The sequence below is a fragment of the Dehalogenimonas sp. W genome, assembly GCF_037094495.1.
GTDB classification, from domain to species: Bacteria; Chloroflexota; Dehalococcoidia; order Dehalococcoidales; family Dehalococcoidaceae; genus Dehalogenimonas; species Dehalogenimonas loeffleri.
In genome coordinates, this window is record NZ_CP146612.1 from 679701 (window position 1) to 700334 (window position 20634).

The 20634-nt window shown below is 54.7% G+C and carries 24 protein-coding genes; 10 read left to right on the forward strand and 14 right to left on the reverse strand.

The features are described from left to right. Positions 1-160: 160 nt before the first annotated feature. From tatC to tatA, 4 genes are all read right to left on the reverse strand, one after another. Positions 161-895 carry a twin-arginine translocase subunit TatC gene (gene tatC / locus V8247_RS03455; protein WP_338738792.1) on the reverse strand — a complete coding sequence of 245 codons (735 nt, stop codon included), beginning with the start codon at positions 893-895 and terminating at the stop codon, positions 161-163. A gap of 30 nt (positions 896-925) precedes the next feature. Then, positions 926-1195, reverse strand: a complete 270-nt coding sequence (locus tag V8247_RS03460) for a twin-arginine translocase TatA/TatE family subunit (protein ID WP_338738794.1) — start codon at positions 1193-1195, stop codon at positions 926-928. A gap of 61 nt (positions 1196-1256) precedes the next feature. Next, a complete protein-coding gene (locus V8247_RS03465; RefSeq protein ID WP_338738796.1) occupies positions 1257-1487 on the reverse strand; it encodes a twin-arginine translocase TatA/TatE family subunit in 231 nt (76 codons plus the stop codon). Positions 1488-1553: 66 nt separating this feature from the next. Then, on the reverse strand, positions 1554-1814 hold the full coding sequence (gene tatA / locus V8247_RS03470; RefSeq protein WP_338738798.1) for a twin-arginine translocase TatA/TatE family subunit: 261 nt from the start codon (positions 1812-1814) through the stop codon (positions 1554-1556). A 291-nt stretch (positions 1815-2105) separates the two neighbouring features. Here tatA and recA point away from each other — a divergent pair, with 291 nt between their 5' ends. From recA to V8247_RS03510, 8 genes are all read left to right on the forward strand, one after another. Next, positions 2106-3134, forward strand: coding sequence for a recombinase RecA (gene recA / locus V8247_RS03475; RefSeq protein WP_338738800.1), 1029 nt, complete (start codon positions 2106-2108; stop codon positions 3132-3134). Positions 3135-3164: 30 nt separating this feature from the next. Then, on the forward strand, positions 3165-3749 hold the full coding sequence (locus V8247_RS03480; RefSeq protein WP_338738802.1) for a regulatory protein RecX: 585 nt from the start codon (positions 3165-3167) through the stop codon (positions 3747-3749). Positions 3750-3811: 62 nt separating this feature from the next. Beyond that, complete coding sequence (gene rny / locus V8247_RS03485; protein WP_338738804.1) at positions 3812-5350, forward strand: ribonuclease Y; 1539 nt, start codon at positions 3812-3814, stop codon at positions 5348-5350. A 113-nt stretch (positions 5351-5463) separates the two neighbouring features. Continuing rightward, positions 5464-5871 carry a Fur family transcriptional regulator gene (locus V8247_RS03490; protein WP_338738806.1) on the forward strand — a complete coding sequence of 136 codons (408 nt, stop codon included), beginning with the start codon at positions 5464-5466 and terminating at the stop codon, positions 5869-5871. 56 nt (positions 5872-5927) lie between these two features. Next, on the forward strand, positions 5928-6566 hold the full coding sequence (locus tag V8247_RS03495) for an energy-coupling factor ABC transporter permease (RefSeq protein ID WP_338738808.1): 639 nt from the start codon (positions 5928-5930) through the stop codon (positions 6564-6566). A gap of 4 nt (positions 6567-6570) precedes the next feature. Next, on the forward strand, positions 6571-6885 hold the full coding sequence (locus tag V8247_RS03500; protein WP_338738810.1) for a PDGLE domain-containing protein: 315 nt from the start codon (positions 6571-6573) through the stop codon (positions 6883-6885). Positions 6886-6911: 26 nt separating this feature from the next. Then, complete coding sequence (gene cbiQ / locus V8247_RS03505) at positions 6912-7694, forward strand: cobalt ECF transporter T component CbiQ (protein ID WP_338738812.1); 783 nt, start codon at positions 6912-6914, stop codon at positions 7692-7694. Beyond that, positions 7691-8413, forward strand: a complete 723-nt coding sequence (locus V8247_RS03510; protein WP_338738815.1) for an ABC transporter ATP-binding protein — start codon at positions 7691-7693, stop codon at positions 8411-8413. Before cbiQ ends, V8247_RS03510 begins: the two co-directional genes overlap by 4 nt. 69 nt (positions 8414-8482) lie before the next feature. On the opposite strand, the gene nadD is transcribed toward V8247_RS03510, so the two are convergent. Together nadD and obgE are read right to left on the reverse strand one after the other, a co-directional pair. Beyond that, positions 8483-9088 (reverse strand): nicotinate-nucleotide adenylyltransferase, encoded by a 606-nt coding sequence (gene nadD / locus V8247_RS03515; protein WP_338738817.1) that lies wholly within the window; start codon positions 9086-9088, stop codon positions 8483-8485. After that, positions 9082-10332, reverse strand: coding sequence for a GTPase ObgE (obgE, locus tag V8247_RS03520; protein ID WP_338738819.1), 1251 nt, complete (start codon positions 10330-10332; stop codon positions 9082-9084). Before obgE ends, nadD begins: the two co-directional genes overlap by 7 nt. A 319-nt stretch (positions 10333-10651) precedes the next feature. Between obgE and V8247_RS03525 the strand changes: the two genes are divergently transcribed. Continuing rightward, positions 10652-10822 (forward strand): hypothetical protein, encoded by a 171-nt coding sequence (locus tag V8247_RS03525; protein ID WP_338738821.1) that lies wholly within the window; start codon positions 10652-10654, stop codon positions 10820-10822. 90 nt (positions 10823-10912) lie between these two features. Here the strand turns inward: V8247_RS03525 and V8247_RS03530 are convergent, their stop codons facing one another. The 4 genes from V8247_RS03530 to V8247_RS03545 form a co-directional block, all read right to left on the reverse strand. Beyond that, on the reverse strand, positions 10913-11656 hold the full coding sequence (locus tag V8247_RS03530) for a Crp/Fnr family transcriptional regulator (protein ID WP_338738823.1): 744 nt from the start codon (positions 11654-11656) through the stop codon (positions 10913-10915). Between the two features lie 8 nt (positions 11657-11664). Continuing rightward, positions 11665-12357, reverse strand: coding sequence for a zinc metallopeptidase (locus V8247_RS03535; protein WP_338738825.1), 693 nt, complete (start codon positions 12355-12357; stop codon positions 11665-11667). Positions 12358-12471: 114 nt separating this feature from the next. Then, positions 12472-14319: a TIGR03960 family B12-binding radical SAM protein gene (locus tag V8247_RS03540; protein WP_338738827.1), complete on the reverse strand. Its 1848-nt coding sequence runs from the start codon at positions 14317-14319 to the stop codon at positions 12472-12474. A gap of 60 nt (positions 14320-14379) precedes the next feature. Then, complete coding sequence (locus V8247_RS03545; RefSeq protein ID WP_338738829.1) at positions 14380-15183, reverse strand: MBL fold metallo-hydrolase; 804 nt, start codon at positions 15181-15183, stop codon at positions 14380-14382. A 93-nt stretch (positions 15184-15276) separates the two neighbouring features. Between V8247_RS03545 and V8247_RS03550 the strand changes: the two genes are divergently transcribed. Continuing rightward, the gene (locus tag V8247_RS03550) at positions 15277-16017 is read left to right on the forward strand and encodes a hypothetical protein (protein ID WP_338738831.1); all 741 of its coding nucleotides are present in this window, start codon (positions 15277-15279) and stop codon (positions 16015-16017) included. Positions 16018-16048: 31 nt separating this feature from the next. Here the strand turns inward: V8247_RS03550 and V8247_RS03555 are convergent, their stop codons facing one another. The 4 genes from V8247_RS03555 to V8247_RS03570 all read right to left on the reverse strand — a co-directional run bounded on the left by V8247_RS03555 (position 16049) and on the right by V8247_RS03570 (position 20634). Beyond that, positions 16049-17344: a homocitrate synthase gene (locus tag V8247_RS03555; protein WP_338738833.1), complete on the reverse strand. Its 1296-nt coding sequence runs from the start codon at positions 17342-17344 to the stop codon at positions 16049-16051. Between the two features lie 161 nt (positions 17345-17505). Beyond that, positions 17506-18690 (reverse strand): NAD(P)/FAD-dependent oxidoreductase, encoded by a 1185-nt coding sequence (locus tag V8247_RS03560; protein ID WP_338738835.1) that lies wholly within the window; start codon positions 18688-18690, stop codon positions 17506-17508. 63 nt (positions 18691-18753) lie between these two features. Beyond that, a complete protein-coding gene (locus V8247_RS03565; protein ID WP_338738837.1) occupies positions 18754-19005 on the reverse strand; it encodes a hypothetical protein in 252 nt (83 codons plus the stop codon). 237 nt (positions 19006-19242) lie between these two features. Next, the gene (locus V8247_RS03570) at positions 19243-20634 is read right to left on the reverse strand and encodes a reductive dehalogenase (RefSeq protein ID WP_338738839.1); all 1392 of its coding nucleotides are present in this window, start codon (positions 20632-20634) and stop codon (positions 19243-19245) included.

Below are 20634 nucleotides of genomic sequence, written 5' to 3' on the forward strand. Positions count from 1 at the left end.
CGTTCAGCCTCAAGCCTGCTAATATGGTACTTCCGATACATAACCTGCTAATCACCGGTTTGTTTTCTCAATGTTTGCTCACAATAAAAATCCCGGCCTGCCCGCACGGGTAAGCCGGGACCACGGCGATATTATATGCTCCGGATTGACAGCTTACAAATCAGCTTTTGGCCTTTTTGCCCTTTTTGACAATCTTAGTCAGCCAGATACTGAGTTCATACAGAACAATCAGCGGTCCGGCTACAATTGCCTGATTGATGGGATCCATGGTCGGTGTGATAAAGGCAGCCAATACAAAAGCCATTACTAACCATATTTTCCGTTTTGAAGCCAACCATTTTGATGTAACAATCCCCACCGCCGAGAGAGCAGTCAAAATAATTGGCAGTTCAAAAGCCAGGCCAATACCTACCAGCAAGCGGAGTACCACATCAATATAATTAGAAACCCGCGGCATTACTTCAATTGTCTCGGCACCAAACCCAAAGAGAAATTGCACCGCTGGAGGCATTGCCACCCAATACGCAAAAGCAACACCGGAGAGGAACATGATGACAATAAAGGGGAAGAAAGTGAAAATGAACCGCTTCTCTTTTTGAGTGAAGGCAGGCATCAGGAAAGCGAAGAACTGATACAGCACCCATGGCATAGCCAAGATGAAACCGGCGGTCAAAGAAACCCGAAAATACAGGCTGATCATTTCCAGCATCTCGATAGCCACAAGCTGACCAGCGAGATCCCCTGCGGGACCTTTCAAGACTTCAATAATGTCAAACCCAAAGAAAATAGCGATTGCTGTACCAACGCCAATACCCGCAAGAGAACGAATGAAGCGTTGCCGCATCTCGGTAAAATGCTGGGTGATGGGCAAACGATGTTCTTCTGCGGTGGTCATGTTTTCGGTTTAATCCTTCTGTTCAGCTGGTTATTTTTTATCGCTGCCGCTCAGGAAATTATCCAGTGTTTTACTGCCGGTAGAAGTACTTGATGGCTTTGAGGTGCTGGAAGGTTTGGTGGGGGAACTGTCAATGGCCTTGGTAAATTCCTTGGTCATGTCAGAAGTGACCTTACGGAAACCACGCAGGAACTCACCCGCCTTCTTGGCAAATTCCGGAATTCTGTTGGGACCAAAAATGAGAGTGGCGACAATGAGTATCGTAATGATCTCAAATGTACCCATACCGAAAAAATTCATCTAGCTACCTTACGCCTCAGCACTTGATTGATTTTACCACAATTGGCTGACATCAGCCGGATTATGAACTACTCTTACCCTTGGCCCGGCGGTTGATTTCTTGAGCGGCTTCACCATCCTCAAGTTTGGTGATCACCTTCGGGCTGTCATCGTTCTCTTTGCCGCCAAGGGCCTGCCGTAACTGCCGCACACCCTTGCCCAGATTCTTACTCACCGCGGGAACAAAGGCCGCCCCGGTGATCAGTAATATAATAACGACAACCAGTATGATTTCTAAAACACCAAACCGCATCTGTCACCCCCTGGGTTGGGGAGATACCTCCCCTTAAGAAAGAGATTACCGGTTAATACCGGACTATCAGGCCTTCTCGGAAGATTCCGGCTTGGGGGCTTCAGCTTCGGGCTTTGCCTCAATAACCTCAGCCTTGGGGGCTTCCGCCGGCTTTTCAGCCTTAACTTCTTCCTTTTTCTCTTCTTCTTCATCCTCACCGGAAGAGGCCTTCTGGAAGGATTTCAAGCCTTTGCCCAGCGCCTCACCGACCTGCGGCAATTTGCCGACACCGAAAATCAAGAGAACTATCACCAGGATAATGATCAGCTCCATTGGTCCTAAACGCATTTCTAACCTCCTGAGTTAGTGCAGGTAATTTCTGCTAACTGAGAATAAATGATACCCCGCCACCCGGACTCCTGTCAATCGTCACCGGACATAAAACCGCCCAAAACGGCCATAAATTAGCAAACTCTTACTTTGACTGCTAATTTTGACTGCCGCGCCACATCGGGTGATAATTACAGTGGTTAAACCCATGGGTTATACTAGAACACTTGTGTAATTAGCCGGGCTGTGATATTATGCCGGTAGCCACCCTGATTGAAACTATATAATATAAAGGAACGAATTGAATTTATGAGTACGGAAAAACAAAACGCGGAAAGGGATAAAGCCCTGGAGGTTGCCTTCGGACTGATTGAGAAACAGTTCGGCAAAGGCGCCATCATGAAGCTTACGGATGCCGCCTCAACCGTGGCCGTTGACGTTATCCCCACCGGCTCACTGGCGCTGGATCTGGCGTTGGGCGTCGGCGGCATCCCCCGTGGCCGGGTCACCGAAATCTACGGTCCGGAAGGCTCCGGCAAAACGACGCTGGCCCAGCACATCATCGCCGAATGCCAGAAAGCCGGCGGCAAGGCGTTCTACATTGACGTTGAACACGCCTTTGATCCCAAATACGCCAAAATCTGCGGCATCAATCTGGATGAGTTCTTCATCGCCCAACCCGACGCCGGTGAAGAAGCGCTGGATATCTGTGAAAAACTGGTCAGAAGCGGCGGGGCAGACCTGGTGGTCGTAGACAGCGTCGCTGCCCTGGTACCCAAAGCTGAATTGGAAGGGGACATGGGTGATTCTCATGTCGGCCTGCAAGCCCGCCTGATGAGTCAGGCCCTGCGTAAGCTGACAGCTACCATCGGCAACACCGGGACCGCTGTTATCTTCATCAACCAGTTGCGGGAAAAAGTGGGCGTCATGTTCGGTAATCCGGAAGTCACTCCCGGCGGCCGGGCACTCAAGTTCTATTCATCGGTGCGCCTGGATATCCGCCGGATGGAAACACTGAAAGCCGGCAACGTGGCCATCGGCAGCCATGTCAAGGCCAGAGTAGTAAAAAACAAAGTAGCACCGCCGTTCCGTGTGGCTGAATTTGATATCATGTTTGATTCCGGCATTTCCAAGGAAGGCAATCTGCTGGATCTGGGAGTGGAAAGCGGAATCGTTAAAAAATCCGGTGCCTTTTTCTCCTGGGGCGAAACCCGCCTGGGTCAGGGCCGGGAAGCTGCCCGGACTTTCCTGTCGCAGAATAAAGATATCGCCGAAACCATTGAACAGGAAATCAGGGCTAACGCCGGCGGCTGCAAGCTGGACACAGACATAGACTAACCAGTCGGTAAAAACAAAGGCAGATTAACTATGCCGAAACGGCAGACAGGCGCCAGGCCGCTTGCCGATGGCGCTGAAGACAATATTAACTCACCTGCGGGTGAATCCGGGCAGCGGGCAAAGTCTGAAACAGATAATGCCTGTTTCCAGGCAGCTGTCAGGCTCCTGGCTCACCGGGCGCGTACTGAGACCGAAATGCGACAGCGCCTGACTCGAAAGAAGTTTGAACCTGAGACTGTCGACCGAGTCATAGACCGTCTGAAGCAATCAGGGCTAATTGACGATGCCGCTTTTGCCCGGGCCTGGAGTGACAGCCGGTCATTCGCCAGCCCGCGCTCAACCTACGTTATTAAACAGGAATTGCGGTTGAAAGGCATCCCTGTTGATACCGCAGAAGCCGCCGTTGAAGACCTGGATGACGCAGCATCAGCCATGAAGGCCGCCGCCGGGCGGGCAGGGCGGCTGGCCAATTTACCGGCAGAGGAAGCCAAACAGAAACTGGCTGATTTTCTGCGCCGCCGCGGCTTCGGCTGGGAACTGACCCGCCAAACACTGGAACAACTGGAGTCCGAAGGACTGCTGGGGCAGGTTGACACTACAGAGGGAACACCTTAGTATAAGCCGGCTACCCCCAGGTAACGGCAGCCAATTAAATATATATCGGGGGTTTTTTATATATGGGTCTTGACAACGTACTGGCAATCTTTTTTAGTTTTGTAATCGGCGCCATCTTCGGCGGCATGGCCATTTTCATTTCCCGGGGCACCATGATTTCCCGTCAATTGAAAGTTGCCCAACGCAAGGCGTCCCACACCATTGCCGAATCCCGTTCTGAATCCAGAAACATCATTCAGGAAGCCCGGGACGAGGCCGACAAACTGCGGCAGACCGCGGAGGGAGAACTTCGCGAACGCCGCACCGAACTGGTCAAACAGGAAAACCGGGTTACTCAGAAGGTAGAAACCCTGGAGCGTAAGCTGGAGAATCTGGATCAGCGCGAACGCGCCCTGCTTAACCGTGAAAAGTCCATTGAGGAAGAGCTGGAGAAGGTTGAAGATCTCCGCTCTCAGGAACAACAGAAACTGGAAGCAGTCGCCGGCCTGACTACTCAGGAAGCCAAAGATCACCTGCTTGAGATGGTTGAATCTGAAATGCAGCAGGAGACTTCCCGCCGCATCCGTCAGTGGGAACAGAAAATCAAAGAAGAGTCAGATGAAAAAGCGCGGGAAATTATCATTCAGGCGATTCAGCGCTGCGCCTCTGATGTCGTCGCCGAAACTACCGTCAGCGTCGTGCCCATCCCTTCGGATGAAATGAAGGGCCGCCTGATCGGCCGGGAAGGCCGCAATATCCGCGCCCTGGAACAGGCTACCGGCGTTGACCTGATTATTGACGATACCCCGGAAGCGGTGACCGTCAGCAGCTTTGACCCGGTGCGGCGCGAAATCGCCCGTTTGGCCCTGTCCAAACTGGTCCTTGACGGCCGCATTCACCCGGCCCGCATTGAGGAAGTGGTAGTTAAAGCCAAGGAAGAGGTGGACGTGGCTATTCAGGCTGCCGGTGAACAGGCTGCTTATGCCGCCGGAGTCCACGGGTTGCGTCCGGAATTGATTAAGATTATGGGTCGGTTGAAATACCGCACCAGTTACGGGCAAAACGTGTTGCAGCACAGCGTTGAAGTTGCCCAGTTGGCCGGTCTGGTCGCCACTGAGTTAGGTGTTAACGTCAATATCGCCAAACGCGCCGGCTTCCTGCATGACATCGGCAAGGCGGTTGACCGTGAAGTTGAGGGCACCCACGCCGCCCTCGGTGCTGATTTGGTCAAACAGTGGGATAAATCTGCTGACGTCGTCCGCGGTGTCGCCGAACATCATTTGGACATGCCTGACACCTCCATCTGGGGTTTCATCATTTCCGCCACCGATGCCATCTCCAGCGCCAGACCCGGCGCCCGCCGCGAATCACTGGAAAATTACATCAAGCGGCTTAAAGCGCTGGAGGAAATCGCCAACAGCTTTGAAGGTGTGGAACGCTCTTATGCCATTCAAGCGGGCCGCGAGGTCCGCATCATGGTCAAACCGGAGGTCGTGGATGACCTGGGTGCCATGCGCCTGGCCCGTGACATCGTCAAGAAGATTGAGGACGGCCTGGACTACCCCGGCCAGATCAAGGTGACGGTACTCCGGGAGACCCGGGCCACCGACTACGCCAGATAAGCGTCGCTAATCACAAATAAAAGGGGAGAGGCTTCCGGCCTCTCCCCTTTTTTGTTATCCCTTGACCTCGCCGTTCTCGCATGTCATAATTATTGCAAAAGGTCGCAATAACAATGAGTTGCAATACCATACTTAAAGCCAAAGGCTACCGCCTGACGCCGCAGCGCCGGGTGATTCTGGACATTCTCCATGGCGGAGATGCCCACTTAACCGCCGACATCATCTATGAACAGGTCAGGGACAAGGTGGCCGGTGTCAACCGCTCCACGGTTTACCGTACTCTGGAACTTATGGAAAGCCTGGGGCTGGTCGTCAAAGCGGAACTCCATGGTACTCATGTATACCACCATTCCGAAGAAGGCCACCATCATCATCTCAAGTGCCGCCAATGCGGCCGGGTGGTGGAACTGCCGGAAGAGTCAATGTCACTGCTCAGAGAAACTTTACTGGAAAAGCAGGGTTTTGCCGCCGACCTGAACCACCACGTTATCACCGGTTTGTGCCGGGAGTGCCGGGAATAACCCTTTAAGAATCGGAGATTGCCCATTTGTTTTATCTGGAAATTGGAATTTAACCGATGCATATTCCTGACGGATTTTTGAATACAGCAACCGTGGCCACCACCGGTATCGCCTCGGTCGGCGGACTGAGCGTCGCCGTAAAAATAGCTGCCAATAAACTGGGCGAGAAACAGGTGCCGCTGATGGGCATTCTGGCCGCCTTCATCTTTGCCGCCCAGATGCTCAATTTCCCGGTTGCCGGCGGCACCAGCGGCCACCTGATCGGCGCAGCGTTGTGCGCCGTTTTGATCGGCCCCTGGGCTGGAGTGATTATCATGTCCGCTGTTCTCATTGCCCAATCACTGATCTTTCAGGACGGCGGTCTGCTGGCGTTGGGCGCCAATATCTTTAATATGGGCTTCGTAGCCGTTTTTGGGGCTTTCCTAACCTATAAACTGGTCTCCGGCATCCTGGGCAACAGCCGCCGAGGACGGCTGACCGGCGCGGCCATTGCCGGCTGGGTATCGGTCATGCTGGCAGCATTTGCCGCCGCCATTGAGCTGGCTGTTTCCGGGGCTTCCCCTTTTGCCGTGGTGACACCGGCCATGCTGGGCATTCACGCCCTGATTGGTATCGGTGAAGGGGCAATCACTGTCTTCATTCTTCAGGCCGTATTAGCCACCAGGGCTGATATTCTTGATTTGGAGCGGGTATAAGTTCATGAATAGCTATCGGAAATGGTGGCTGATTGCGCTGGGGACAGCTCTAGTCCTGGCTACCCTATCACCTCTGGCTTCCGGCTCACCTGACGGTTTGGAGCGGGTTGCTGAAGATCATGAGTTTATTGACACTGCCAGGGCCGCTCCTTTTGAGATCATAGCTGATTACGTTTTTCCCGGAATCCAAAATGAGGCACTGGCGACGATACTTGCCGGCTGGATCGGGGTGTTAATCCTGTTTGCGCTGATGTATGCCTTCAGCTGGCTGATAACTCGCAAGCAGCTAAAGCATAAAAGCAACAGTCACGAATTTTAAGTATAGCTGATCAGGATATATCTTCCATGCGACACAGTTTTTTAGACCAATACAGCCACTTGAACAGCCCGGTACACCGACGTGACCCGCGGCTGAAGTTCCTGTTATCACTGCTGTTCATAGTGGCAGTCGTCCTGACACCCGAAGCCGGTTGGCTGACCTTTGCCGCTTACTTCGGTATGCTCGCCGTCGTCTTTGCGCTGTCGCGGCTGCCGCTGGGTTACGTTCTAAAACGCTCGCTCGTTATTGTTCCTTTCGTTCTGCTGCTGGGCATCATCAATGTCTTTACCCGGCCCGGACTGGAACTCCTGGGATTCAATCTCGGCAGCTGGCATCTGGGCCTTACCGACGGCGGTTTGATTTTCCTTGGTACGCTGCTGGCCCGTAGCTGGTTATCGGTGCTGGCGCTTATTCTTCTATCCTCCACAACCCCCCTGCCCAGCCTGTTGAAAGGCCTGGAAAAGCTCAGAATTCCGCGGGTAATAGTGATGATACTTTCCTTCATGTATCGCTATCTGTTCCTGCTGATTGATGAAGTGATGCGGATGAAACAGGCCCGGGACTCCAGAACCGTGGGGCACTTATCCCGTTCTTTCCAGGCCAAAACCGTGGGCGGGATGATTGGCGCGTTGTTCATCCGTTCCTATGAACGAGGCGAAAGGGTCTATGCCGCCATGGTGGCACGGGGCTTTGATGGCACCTCCCGGACACTGAACGACCTGACCTTCCGCCGCGGTGACGCCGGAGCCGGCATTTTGATGGGGCTGGTTATTCTATTGCCCCTGATAGCCGGACGGTGGCTGTCATGAATAAACTGATCAGTATTAACAACCTAAGTTACTGCTACCCCGACGGCCATAAAGCGCTGGACGGTATCAACCTGAATATCAGCCGCGGCGAAAGTGTGGCCATTGCCGGCTCCAACGGTGCCGGTAAATCAACCTTGCTATTGCATTTCAACGGCATCATCCACGGCACCAACGGCGCCGTGAAGGTAGGCGGGTTGCCGGTAACCGCCGCCAATTTGAAAACGGTACGGCGGCAGGTTGGCGTGGTTTTCCAGAACCCCGACGATCAGCTTTTCTGCCCTGAGGTTTTTGATGATGTCGCCTTTGGCCCCATTAATATGGGCTTATCCGAAGCTGAAGTGCGCCGGACCGTAGCCGACGCACTTAAAGCCGTCGGTCTGGCCGGTTTTGAACGGCGCTCCTCGCATCACCTGAGCCTGGGTGAGAAAAAACGCGTTTCGCTGGCCTCCGTCATGGCTATGTCGCCGGAAGTGCTGGCGCTTGATGAGCCGTCCAGCAATCTTGATCCGTCCGCCAAATGGGGACTTATTGACCTGCTTCACTCACTTGATATCACCAGGATTGTCGTTACTCATGATCTGGAATTAATTGAAGCCCTCTGCCCGCGGCTGATCGTCATGAAGCAGGGGAAGGTGCTGGCTGACGGCGCCACTACCGACATCATGGCTGACCGGGAATTGCTGTTGGCCGGCGGCCTGGCAGCGCGAAGACACCAGTAATCAGGACCAATCGGCCGGGCTGATCAATGCAGGAAAGCGCCGTAACCTATCCGCCTCATCACCGTTGGCCTAAACGGTTGGATAAAGGTTTTTCGCCTCAATGTAAGCGGCCACCTGCGGCGGCACCAGGTCATCGGTTGCCAGTCCCTTTTTCAACCGGGCCCGGATATCCGATGCTGAAATTTCCACGTGCGGACCGTCCAGGATAACCGTGGCCGTTTTTATACCCGGTATCCGGGCATCCAGTGCGTCCAGATCCGGTCGGGGAAAACCGGCGCGCGGCGCGGCAGCTAGTTTGGCAGCGGTAATAATACGACCGGCGTGATGCCATAAAGGCAGCGCCGCCAGATTATCCCAGCCGAGAATAAAATAGAGCTCATCATCAGGATACAAATCCCGCAACTGGACCAGCGTCTCCCAGGTATAAGAAGCGCCGGGGCGCCGGACCTCAATATCACTGACCTTGAAACAGGGCCGGCCGGCGACAGCCAGTTTGACCATCTCCAACCGTTCTGCAGCGGGACTGACCTGCTGGGCGGCTTTAACCCACGGTTCACCGGCGGGAATAAAGATGACTTCATCCAGTCCCAGGCAACGACAGGCTTCTTCCGCCAGCATCAGATGACCCATATGAGGCGGGTCAAAGGTGCCGCCCAATATACCCCGTTTTACCAATAGAACTCCATATTGCCGATATAAAACTTCTCACCGGGTTTTAATTTAGCGGCTTTCAGGTGCTTGCCCACTCCCCAGCGCCAGAGTTCCCCGAACAACTGCCGCCTCACTTCCGGATCATTGGTTTCGGAACCGGCCACCAGACGTTCAAATTCATCAGAATAAACATGCCAGCCGTCTTCTTCCTGAACAGCTGTCACCTTTTCCTTCTCCGGTTCAGGGCGGAAAACCTTGATATCGCCGCTTTTATCTTCTGTTTGATCCTGCTCCTGAAGCAGACGGTCAATTTCTGCAAGCAGCTTATCAACACCTTCGCCGGTCAGGGCTGAGATGAATAACGCATTGAAGCCGGCCGCCTTGAACAACTTTTTAAGTTCCGGCATTCGCTCCCTGACCATGTCCAGATCTATTTTGTTGATGGCCACAACCTGCGGTTTTTGTCCCAGACGCGGGTCGTACAACGATAGCTCGGTGTTTATCATCACCATGTCATTGACCGGTTCCGCGGCGGAGCCGTCAATCAGATGGACCAAAACACGGGTGCGGGATACATGGCGCAGAAACTGGTGCCCCAGCCCTTTACCCAGGTGGGCATCCTCAATCAGTCCCGGAACATCAGCCATCACCCAGCGGCGATCGGCGGCTTCAATCACGCCCAGCGCCGGTTCCAGTGTGGTGAACGGATAAGCACCGATTTTGGGTGTGGCCGCCGACACAGCGCGTAACAGGGAAGATTTACCGGCATTAGGCAGGCCGACAATGCCGGCATCCGCAATCAGCTTCAGCTCCAGCAACAGCGTTTTGGTTTCACCCGCAACGCCCGTCTGCGCCAGTTTCGGAGCCTGGTTGGTGGAAGAGGCAAAGTGAGTATTACCCAGCCCTCCTTTGCCGCCGTGGGCAGCCACAACCCGTTCCCTGTGCGCCATCAGGTCGCCAATAACTTCCCCGGTGTCCCGGTCCCTGACCACCGTGCCGATCGGCACTTTAATAACAACGTCAGCCCCGCTTTTACCGGTACACCGCTGTCCGGCTCCCCGGGTGCCGTCGCCGGCCTTGAAATGCCGCTGATGCCGATACTTCATCAGGCTGCCGGTATCTTTATCGGCTTCCACAATAACATTGCCGCCGCGGCCGCCGTCACCACCGTCCGGACCGCCCCGAGGCACAAACTTCTCCCTCCGGAAGCCCGGCGAACCGCGGCCGCCGTCGCCGCTCTTAACTTCTATTTCAGCCTGATCAATCAACTGGAATATCCTTTTTCAGGTCGTCAAATACCTGTAACAACAATATCTTAAATCAGTATATCAGAATTAGTTATCTTTAACAGTTATATTTATAGGCAGATGCCGCATTCAAACGTAAGCTCTCCGCCGAGTGGCCTTTTCCTGAGTAACCCGCCGCTGACTTATCAAAAATAAACCATACTTATCTAATTTCTGTCTAATAGTTGTTTGATTTCATCGGGAAGTCATCAAAAAACGGCACCGGTTGTAAAATACTTTACTGCTTTTGCTGATGCTTTTGCGGGACAATGACCGGAATTAAAAAGAGGAGGTTTCACCAATGTCATTATCAGTTTGGAGCGCTATCTTTGTGGTCTTCGCGGGCGTTTGTGCCTTTACACTGAAGGCACCGGGTAATCCCTTGAAGGGCTTTATCACGCCGAAGCTGTTTTTTGTCCACATCCTGCTGGGGTTGACTGCGATTGTACTTGCCATCGCCGCCGCCTTGTAGTTATTGAACAGTTATCAAAAGAAGAAGGAAAGAGCGTTTACACTCTTGAAAAGCTGAATTTGAGAAGCAGATTACAGTGACCTTGCCCGTTTAAACGGCTGGTTCGGAAAAACACAGACAGCGCCGGGACGATAATGTTTCCGGCGCTGTTTCCGTCTCAATATTTAGCAGGTGCGGGGCTATGACCAGGCGCCGCAGTTCATTATCGGTGGTGACCAGCCCTTCTTCCCGGAGTGCTTTAAGGACGTTGGTTACCATTACCCGGGAAGTCCCAATCAATGCTCCCAGGTCGTCGTGAGTCAGCCGGAAGCCCAGACGGATGCCGTTTTCTGTAGCTTCTCCGTTTTGCCGGGCTAACCTGCCCAGTGTCCGCAACAGCCGGTCACGGGCATCATATATGGCCACATCCGCCAGGTGTTCGGTCAGTTGGGCCAGCCGGTCAGCCATCACTTTGATCACCCGGGTTGCCATTGCCGGATGACTGGACAGCATCGCCTCCATATCCTTCTTAAAGCAGGCGCAAACCCGGGTGTCTTCCACCGCTTCGGCATTAAAGGTACGGCGGTTGTCGGCAAACAGGATTTCCTCGCCGAACAGGTCATTCAAGCCCAGATAGCCCAGCGTGATTTCCCGACCGTCTTCAGATAGTTTGAAAAGCCGGAGGCGTCCGGCGGTTACCAGGAAAACCGCTTCAGCAGCATCTCCCTCACTGAACAGGCTTTCACCACGCTTGTATTCCAGCCGTCTTACTGAGGAACGCTGCAATTCTGTCCGTTCTTCATCGGACAGGGCCGCGAAAAGCCACATGTCAGTCATGCAGCCGAGTCTGGTCATCGGGTTGCTTAGCGCCTTCCGCCCATGAGGAGCATGACGAAGTACAGTAGCTGCATTACGGCCTGGAGCATGGCGGCCACATAGGTTAGCGCCGCTGCCGACAACACCGCTGAGGCACCGTTCATTTCGGTAACCGAGGCCAGCCCAGTGGAACGGAGCATGATCCGGGCTCGAGTGGAGGCGTTAAACTCCACCGGCAGGGTGATGACGGAAAAGACGACGGCAGCTCCGAAAAGTGCCACGCCGGCCCAGGCGATATTAAGCCCGAAAGCGGTGCCGAAACTGTAAAGGATGAAACCTAAAAACACTAAAATGAAGCCGAAGTTGGAGCCGAGGCTGGCTACCGGGTAAATGGCATTACGGATTTTAAGGGGGGTGTAGGCGGTCGCATGCTGCACAGCATGACCGACCTCATGGGCCACAATCCCCAGCGCCGCCACCGAGGACTTGTTGGCCACATCGGGTGACAGCCGGAGCACCCGGCCGCGCGGGTCGTAGTGGTCGGATAGTTTACCCTTGGACAGTTCAACCCGGACTTCCTGAAGATTGTGCTGGTCCAGCAGCCAGCGGGCGGCGGCCAGCCCGGTCATGCCGCGGTCATTGGCAATCTTGCTATATTTGCCGAAAGTTGAAGAAACCCGCCACTGGGCATAAAGCATCAACAGCAGCGGAGGTATGATAAATGCCAGATAAAGTCCCATCGCACCCTCCAGTTAGACATAACGATACACCAGAATTATACCAGAAATCCCCCGTAGCTTAAAGCTGTAGACACCGCTATGCGGTTGTCAGGCCGGTGTCCATGGGTACCGCTGTTACTCGCCCCCGCGTCTGGCCAGTGTCTCCTGACAGGCGGGCACCACCTCATGCAAGCCGCAGGCCAGACAAGAGCCGTCGTGACAGTCACCGGTGGCTTCCGCCGCCAGCGCCCGGCGGTATTCGCGTTTAAGGTGACCCGGGCTGACACCGATATCAATGTGCGACCACGGCAATAACTCTTCCAGGGACCGGGTCCGGCGGGCGTAGAAATCCGGATCAAGACCGGTCTCGGTAAAGGCCTCCGCCCAGCGCCCCCAGTCAAAGAACTCGCTCCAACCGTCAAGAGTACTGCCCCGCTGCCAGGCAGCGTAAATCACCGCCGAGATTCGCCGGTCCCCGCGCGAGAGCGCCGCTTCCAGGAGGCTCATTTTAGTATCACTCCAGGACAGGCGGATACCCTTGTTTTTAACCAGTCCCAGCAAATGGTGCTGCTTGGCTGTGACAGTGTCTTCGTCGTCCTGAGCGACCCACTGGAAGGGTGTATGCGCCTTAGGAATAAAAGTCGCCAGGCTGACCCGGAGACTCGGCCGCCGGCCGGGTGAAGTACGGCCCAGGTTATAGACCCGGTGCAGGGTTTCGGCCATGGCGGACAGGTCTTCCATTGTTTCGGTCGGCAATCCCAGCATGTAATATAACTTGAGGGTGGTCCAGCCCCGGTTGAAGGCGGCCGCTGCGGTCGTCAGCAGCTCTTCTTCGGGGATGACTTTATTGATGACCCGGCCCAGGCGCGGACTGGCCGCTTCCGGGGCGAAGGTCAGGCCGCTGCGTCGTTTTTCCGGCAGGCTTTCCACTAGTGATACGGAACCTGGGGTAACTCTGAGGCTGGGCAGCGAAATTGCCAGATGCCGGCCGCGGTAGCGCTCGCCGAGTTCGGCCACCAGTGTTTCAATACCTTCATAGTCGGAGGTGGACAGCGATAACAGCGATATTTCATCGTAACCGCAGTTATGAATAATCGCGTCGGCGGCTTCCAGCACTTCCTGATGCGGGCGCTGCCGGGACGGCCGGTACACCGTTCCGGCATGACAGAACCGACAGCCGCGGACACAGCCGCGGGAGATTTCAATAACGCCGCGGTCCTGCACCGCTTCCAAATAAGGCACTACCGGTTTGGTCACCGGCGGCGGTAATTCCCGGATAATCCGCCGGTTGATAACCGCCGGCGCGGCCGGGCTTTCGGGCACCAATGCAGCCAGCGTGCCGTCATCATGGTAATCCGCCCGGTAAAGAGAGGGAATATATACCCCTTCAATACCAGCCAGTTTCTCCAGCAGGGCAGCCCGCCCGCCCGCTTTGCCGCCTGATTGCCACTCGCCTAAAACATCCAGAAATTCGGTGATGCTGTCCTCGGCATCGCCGACAAAAAAAGCGTCAATAAATGCCGCCATCGGTTCCGGGTTAAAGGCCGAAGTCCCCCCGGCGATGACCAGCGGGCAGGTATTATCCCGCGCTGCCGCCCATACCGGCAAGCCGGCTAGATCCAGCATTTCCAGCACCGTGGTATAGGATAATTCGGCGCCCAGCGAAAACCCGATAACGTCAAAATCCCGCACCGGCCGCTGGTTTTCCAGCGACAGCAGGGCCAGTTCGTTTTCGCGGATAGCTGCGGCCATGTCCGGCCAGGGCATGTACACCCGCTCGGCCAGGGCATCCGGACGGCGGTTGATGATGTCGTAGAGGATCGGCAACGACAGGTTGGCCATACCGACCTCGTAAATATCGGGGAACGCCAGCACGCTTTTAACCAGCGTCCGGCTGAAATCCTTTTTCACGGCGTTCCATTCGCCCCCGGTATAACGGGCCGGTTTTTGAACGGCATTCAGAACCTGGTCAGGGTAAGACAAATTATTTCTCCATATTCAAATAACTAAAATACAATGGTAATCGCTTCCACGCCGGACACCCTATTCAGGCTTGGAAACATTCCCGTCAAGATCGGCGAGGCGGAATACCATCCCGTCCCGGGCGGCGATGACGCGCACCCCTGTTCGTAGGGTCATCTTTTCCGCGGCTTCCCACGGGTGGGCGCGCCAGACGTTCATGCCGAAGTGGGTCAGCAAGGCCGCCCCCGGCCTGACCGTTGCGATAATCTTCTCTGCGTCGTCCAGCGTCAGGTGGTCCACTGTTGGTCTGGGTTCGGTCAATACCACGTTGATGATTAGCAGGTCGGCCTGATAGACCTCGGCCAGCCGGTCAAAATACCGGGTATCGGTGATATAAGCCAGTGACCGGCCGCCGGAACGGAAAATAATACCATATGTTTCCACCGGATGCCGGTGCCGGAGCGGTGTTTCAAATGACACGCCGTCAAGGTCATATTTACCGCCCTCCTCCAAGGTGGTGACCTTGCTCAGGAACTTCCGGAGATAGGAAAACATCACCGGTTCCGGGCCGAAGGCGTCGGCGGGAGCGAAGAACTCCCCGTGACCGCGGAAACCGCCCCCGGTCATCGCCTCAATCATCACGTTGGTATCGCCGGAATGGTCCAGGTGACGGTGAGACAGCACCACCGCGTCCAGGGTTTCGGGCTTAAGCTCACGTTTATTTACCTGCACGATACAACCCGGCCCCGGATCCAACAGGATGTTTTTACCGGCCAACGACAGCCACAGGCCGCCGGAGGCCAGCACCTGATGGGCGACCATGAAACGGGCGCCGCCGGTACCGAGAAAGGTTATGGAATCATCAGTGGTGACAGATTCAGACATGACCGCCCCAGTATAGCGGGATTTTTTGGCAGGCGCTATTCAGCAATCCCTTCCCCTGTGGTAATATGGTAAAAATGTATTGTCGGGGAGTTTATGAGCGATAGACGTTTTATCACTGTTGCCGGGTTGATTGCCGTGGGCCTCTCCGGCCTTTTGTACACCCTGCATTACACCATTTTTGCTGATGCTCATCATATCTTCATCTTTGCCTTGCATGATATCGCCTTTTTACCTCTGGAGGTGTTTCTGGTTGTCGTGGTGATTGAACGCCTGTTGTCGCAGCGGGAAAAAAAGGCGTTGCATTCCAAACTCAATATGGTGGTGGGCACCTTTTTCATGGCCATCGGCAATCGGCTGATGGCGGAATTATTAACCGATTTCTGCGAGCGCGAAACGCTTTACCAGCAATTCAAGATCGGTGAGAACTGGCAGGCCTCAGATTTCCGCCGGGCTCGAGAGCAGGCACTCAATATAAAAATGGAAATTGATTTTGAACGGATTGACCTGGAAGGCTTGAAAGGTCTTTTAGGTGAAAACCGGCAATTCCTGATGACCTTGATGGAAAACCCGAATTTACTGGAGCGCGAGGCTTTCACCGACCTGCTGTGGGCCATCACCCATCTGGCTGAAGAGCTGGAAGCCCGGGGCAATCTGACCGCTTTACCGGCAACCGATCGCCGGCACCTGACCGGTGACATCAACCGTTTCTATGACCGGCTGGTGGCCGAATGGCTTTCCTATGCTGAGCACCTGAAAGGGCATTACCCCTACTTCTATTCCCTGCTGTTGCGTACCCACCCCTTCCAGAAAGCCCCGACTGCGGTCGTCGGGTAGTGACAACCGCTTCCGGCCCCGCCCTGATTGACTAGAGGGCGTCGTCCTGTTGCAGCGGGTTCAGGATGTGGTCGGGACCGGTACCGTCGCCCAACGGGGTCAGGGTCAGCAACCGTCGGGCAGTGTGCGGGTATCGGGCGATGAACAGCAGCTCTTCTTCCACCAGTGGTTTGTGAGACAATACGTTGGCGTAACGCACCAGCTCCAGAACTTGCTGCGCCTCTTCCTTGTCCTTGAAATGCCAGGCCATGCGGTCGCTCATGATGTGAGAGAAGCCGGAAATACCGGAATACTCGCCGGCACAGATTTCCCGGCCGGTTTCCACCAGTTCGGCGTCGCCTCGCCCCAGTTCTTCACAGCCGTAAAGCTCATAGTTGTGGGGGTCTTTCAATATGCCGTCGGCATGGATGCCGGATTCATGAGCGAAGGCGTTGGCGCCGACCCCCGGCTGATTGATGGGAATAGGCACGCCGAAGGCGTAAGAGGCGAATTTGGCAATCTTCCAGCTCTTGGACATGTCTATCGGACTGCCGAGTTCGTATTTGCCGGCAAAACTCTTGCTCTTTGTTAAGGCCAGCACCGTTGCAATAAGGTCGGCATTGCCGGCCCGTTCGCCGATGCCGTTGATGGTCGTGTTGATATAGGCGTCCTGGCCGCCGTCAATAACGCCGCGGGCTCCGGCAATAGAGGTGGCTACCGCCATTCCCAGATCGCCGTGGCAATGAAGCTCAATCGGCATCCCCACCCGCTCGGCCAGTGCCCGGCCGGTCTCATAAATTGAGAAGGGGTCGTCATAACCCAGAGTGTCGCAGTAGCGCAGGCGCACGGCGCCGTGCTCCCTGGCCGCCAAGCCATATTCAATCAAGAATTCCAGGTCGGTTCGGGAAGCATCCTCGGCATTAACGCCGACCGTCTCCGCACCCAGCCGGTAGGCGGTGTCTACCGCTGCGGTCATGTCATTGAGGACGTCTTTACGGGTCTTTTTGCCCTTGAACTTGCCGTTAATCATCTGGTCGGAAGTTGAGATGGACAAGTTGACGTGCTTGATTTCCGGTACCATCTTGAAGGCCAGTTCCACGTCCGAGGTAACTGCCCGCAGCCACCCCTCCAGGCGCAACGGGGTAATGACGCCTAACTCGGCCAACCGCAGATTGGCTCTCAGGTAGTTAGTTTCATGCTTGGTCGTCGGGAAGCCGAACTCAGACTGGAAGACGCCCATCTCCGAGAGATACATGTTGACCATGGTTTTTTCCAGTTTGGACAAGCCCAGTCGCGCCGTCTGTACGCCGTCGCGGTTGGTTACGTCAATGATATATATTTTTGGCATTTTTCACCTCGTTTTTGGGGGTTTGTTGCCCGAGTGGGCTAACTATCAATATACCATGAATAGACATTTTTGACCAGTATTCCGGCTTGTCATTGCGTTGGAAAACCAGGAAAAGAAGAGAAGCTTTTGCCTTACAGACAGCAGCCGGTGGCTCAATCGGCTTATGCCCCCGCCGCCATGCCCGACGCCCAGGCCCACGCCAGATTGTAGCCGCCGCGCCGGCCGTCAACGTCCAGCACCTCGCCGGCGAAATAAACCCCGGGGTAAATCAGCGATTCCTGAGTATGAGAGTTGACCTCAGTAACGGCCACGCCGCCGCTGGTGAATTCGGCTTCATTCCAGCCGCGGGTGCCGGTGACTTTGAACCGGCGGTCTTTCAGGAAGCCAACCGCCGCCTCCGGATTGTTCTGTTGGGTAAACAGCTCCCGCAGCAGCGGCCCGAATTTATTAGGCAGGAAGCCGGTAAGCATGTCTTCCGGCTGGAGGCCCATCTGGCAACGTCGAGTAATTTCTGTCCGCAGGGCAACCCGGTCCAGAAAAGGCACCAGGTCAACTGATAACTCAATATCGGCACGACGTTCCCGGTTCAGAGCCACTGAAATTTCCCGGCTGATATCCAGGATACAGGTGCCGGACAGGCCGTACTTGGTGAACAGCAGCTCGCCGCTGATCGGTTCGCCCGGTTGTCCGCCGATGATGCTGCGGGCACTGGCGAAGATGCGCTGTCCCTGAAGCTGTTGACATAAACCGTCTTTTATCACCAGCGGCACTGCGGAAGGCACCGGTTCCACGATGGTGTGTCCCAGTTTTCCGGCCAGCGCAAAGGCGCCGCCGTCGGCCCCGAACGCCGGATAAGTCTTGCCGCCGCCGGCGATGATAACTTTAGCGCCGTTTATCTGTCGGCCTGTTTTAGCTGTGACCGTCAGGCCGGCGGCTGTCCGGCTGATGGATGTGCATTCAAAATCGTATTCCACCGGTACGCCCAGCCGCTTAAGTTCCAGATCCAGAACTTTAAGTACCGATGCCGCCTGGTTGGTCCGGGGGAATACTCGTCCGTCCTGGGAATAGACCTCCAGACCGAGGTCTTTGAAAAAATCCAGGATTTCCTTTTTGCCGTATCGGTCAAAGACGGAACGCACCAAATCCTTGGCGGCCGGGTTGTAATGGTGTTCGCTCAGGTCGTCGTTCAGCAGATTACACCGGCCATTGCCCGTGGCCAGGATTTTCTTGCCCAGCCAGGGGGTCTTCTCACAGATAACCACCGGCCGGCCGCGTCGGGCGCTGGTGATGGCGGCGCAAATGCCCGCCGCACCGCCGCCGACAATAACCGTTAAATCATTCTGCATTGTCCCGGATTATACCGCGACGATACCGGGTGGGCGCAATAAACCTGTCTTTCACCCGGTTGATTAAAATTCAGTAACGCGGGCTTCCTCAACCAGCATGCTACCGAGTATCTTCTCAATGGCCATGGTGTGGGAGCACCGGCCCCAGGTGACAAAAAAGTCACAGTTGCAGTGCCATTTGCCGTTTCTAAGTTCTGTATCATGAATATCGTTCTCGCCGCGGAACTTTACACTCAGGTCGGTAAAGGAAATGCGGTCGGGTTCCTGGGCGTAGCGGTGGGCTTTTTCGATCTTGCCGATTAAGCTGGATTGCATGTCACCCCTCCTCAATTCTTCCTGTTAATAATTAAAAAGCACCGCCGCGTACGACGCGCCAGTGCTTCAGCACCCATTTTCCCGGGGGCTGACTACTCGCATATCTGAATATTCCTCAGTACGCTTTTCACTCCCTCATTTTACCCCTCTCCGGGGCTTAAGTCTAGGGGGTTTTGGGGAAATATTTTCTCCGGCGGGGCGTGAAATATCCAGCATTCACGCCCCGCCACTTCCGTTTTATTCCAATTTTTGTGTGTAACGAGTTGTATCAAAGCCGTAAACCGGGGCATTCTGGATGTCCCACCAGGTATTACGTTCTTCCCTTAATGAAAAGCCGTCTGCGCCTCGCGGGTCATAACCAAAGGCTTTGTCCATATTGGTGAAGAAACCGTCAAAGACAGGGGTAAAGGAGGCAATCGGCTTCACCACCCAGTCATGGATACTGGCTTTATCCTTCTGAGAGAACGGGCAGGATGCTCGGCAGATACCACAGCCGAACACGCTTTCAAACCAGTAGGTGAGACAGGTTGCTCCGTTGTAATAGTAGTTCTTGATGCCCGGTTTGTTGTAAGGCCCTATGATTTCCCAATACGGTTCAGTTTCAGAACTGATAGAACCGGACGGGCAGGTCTCGGCACAAAGTTTGCAAGTACGGCAGAAACTAAACATTCCGGCATCAATTGGTTTGGTCGCCGCTAACGGCAGGTCGGTAAGGAATTTGTAAGTCCGCATCGCTGGGCCGAAATCCGGATTTAGTGTTGACAGACTCATTCGACCCATTTCTGCCATCCCGGAAAGAGCGTTGCCTCCGGCGCACTGGACAATGGCATTAGACATCATCTCAACTAATCCCTGGTAACCAATGCCGCGTAGGAATTGCTGCATCCGGTTTCCTACCAGCGCGCCCTGGTTGTAGGCTAATGTCGTGGTGGCTGAATTAATGTTGTCGGGGGCGCGTTTTAGCATCTCCTGTGATTCCAGGATTGAGAACATGACCACATATTTGGCCTTTTCCGGAATCACTCTTTTAGTTTCCGTTTCCTCTGCCTGGTCAACGTTTTCGAATGTATAAGCCTTGCCGTCAGCTTCATGGGAGTACACGGTTTTTCGGGTGTTCTGGTCAAGTTCAAAGACACGGACGTCCTTCGCTCCAAAAAAGCGTGCAGCGGTTTGTATCATTCGCAGGTTCTCTTCCGGATTACCCTGCCATTTCGCTGCGCCGTATTCTTCTGGTGTTGATACTATCGGGGGAGCAACGAAATGACCCTCCAACCCGTAAGCAAAACCGAAACCGGTGGCATTATTCAAGGCAACGTCGCGGAGGGTCGCGCCCGGTTTATTTTCTTTAATCCAGCTTTTTGTATTTGTATCGTTGAGCTGAGCAACCTGCATCAGCTTTTCAAAGCCGATCACTTTAATGAATGCGTCGTTGTTAAACATCGTCTCCCGGTTATCAAAATAGGGCATCTGGCTCCAGTCAACTTCGGTAGTCGGCTTGTCAACGTCTTTAACCCACCAGGCGTTCTTGAATCCGGATGCGGCGCCGCTCATTTCATCAAGATCATGAAATATCGGTCCTGCCGCAGCAGCGGCTCCCAGTCCAACACCGGCCAATCCCAGCGACCTCAT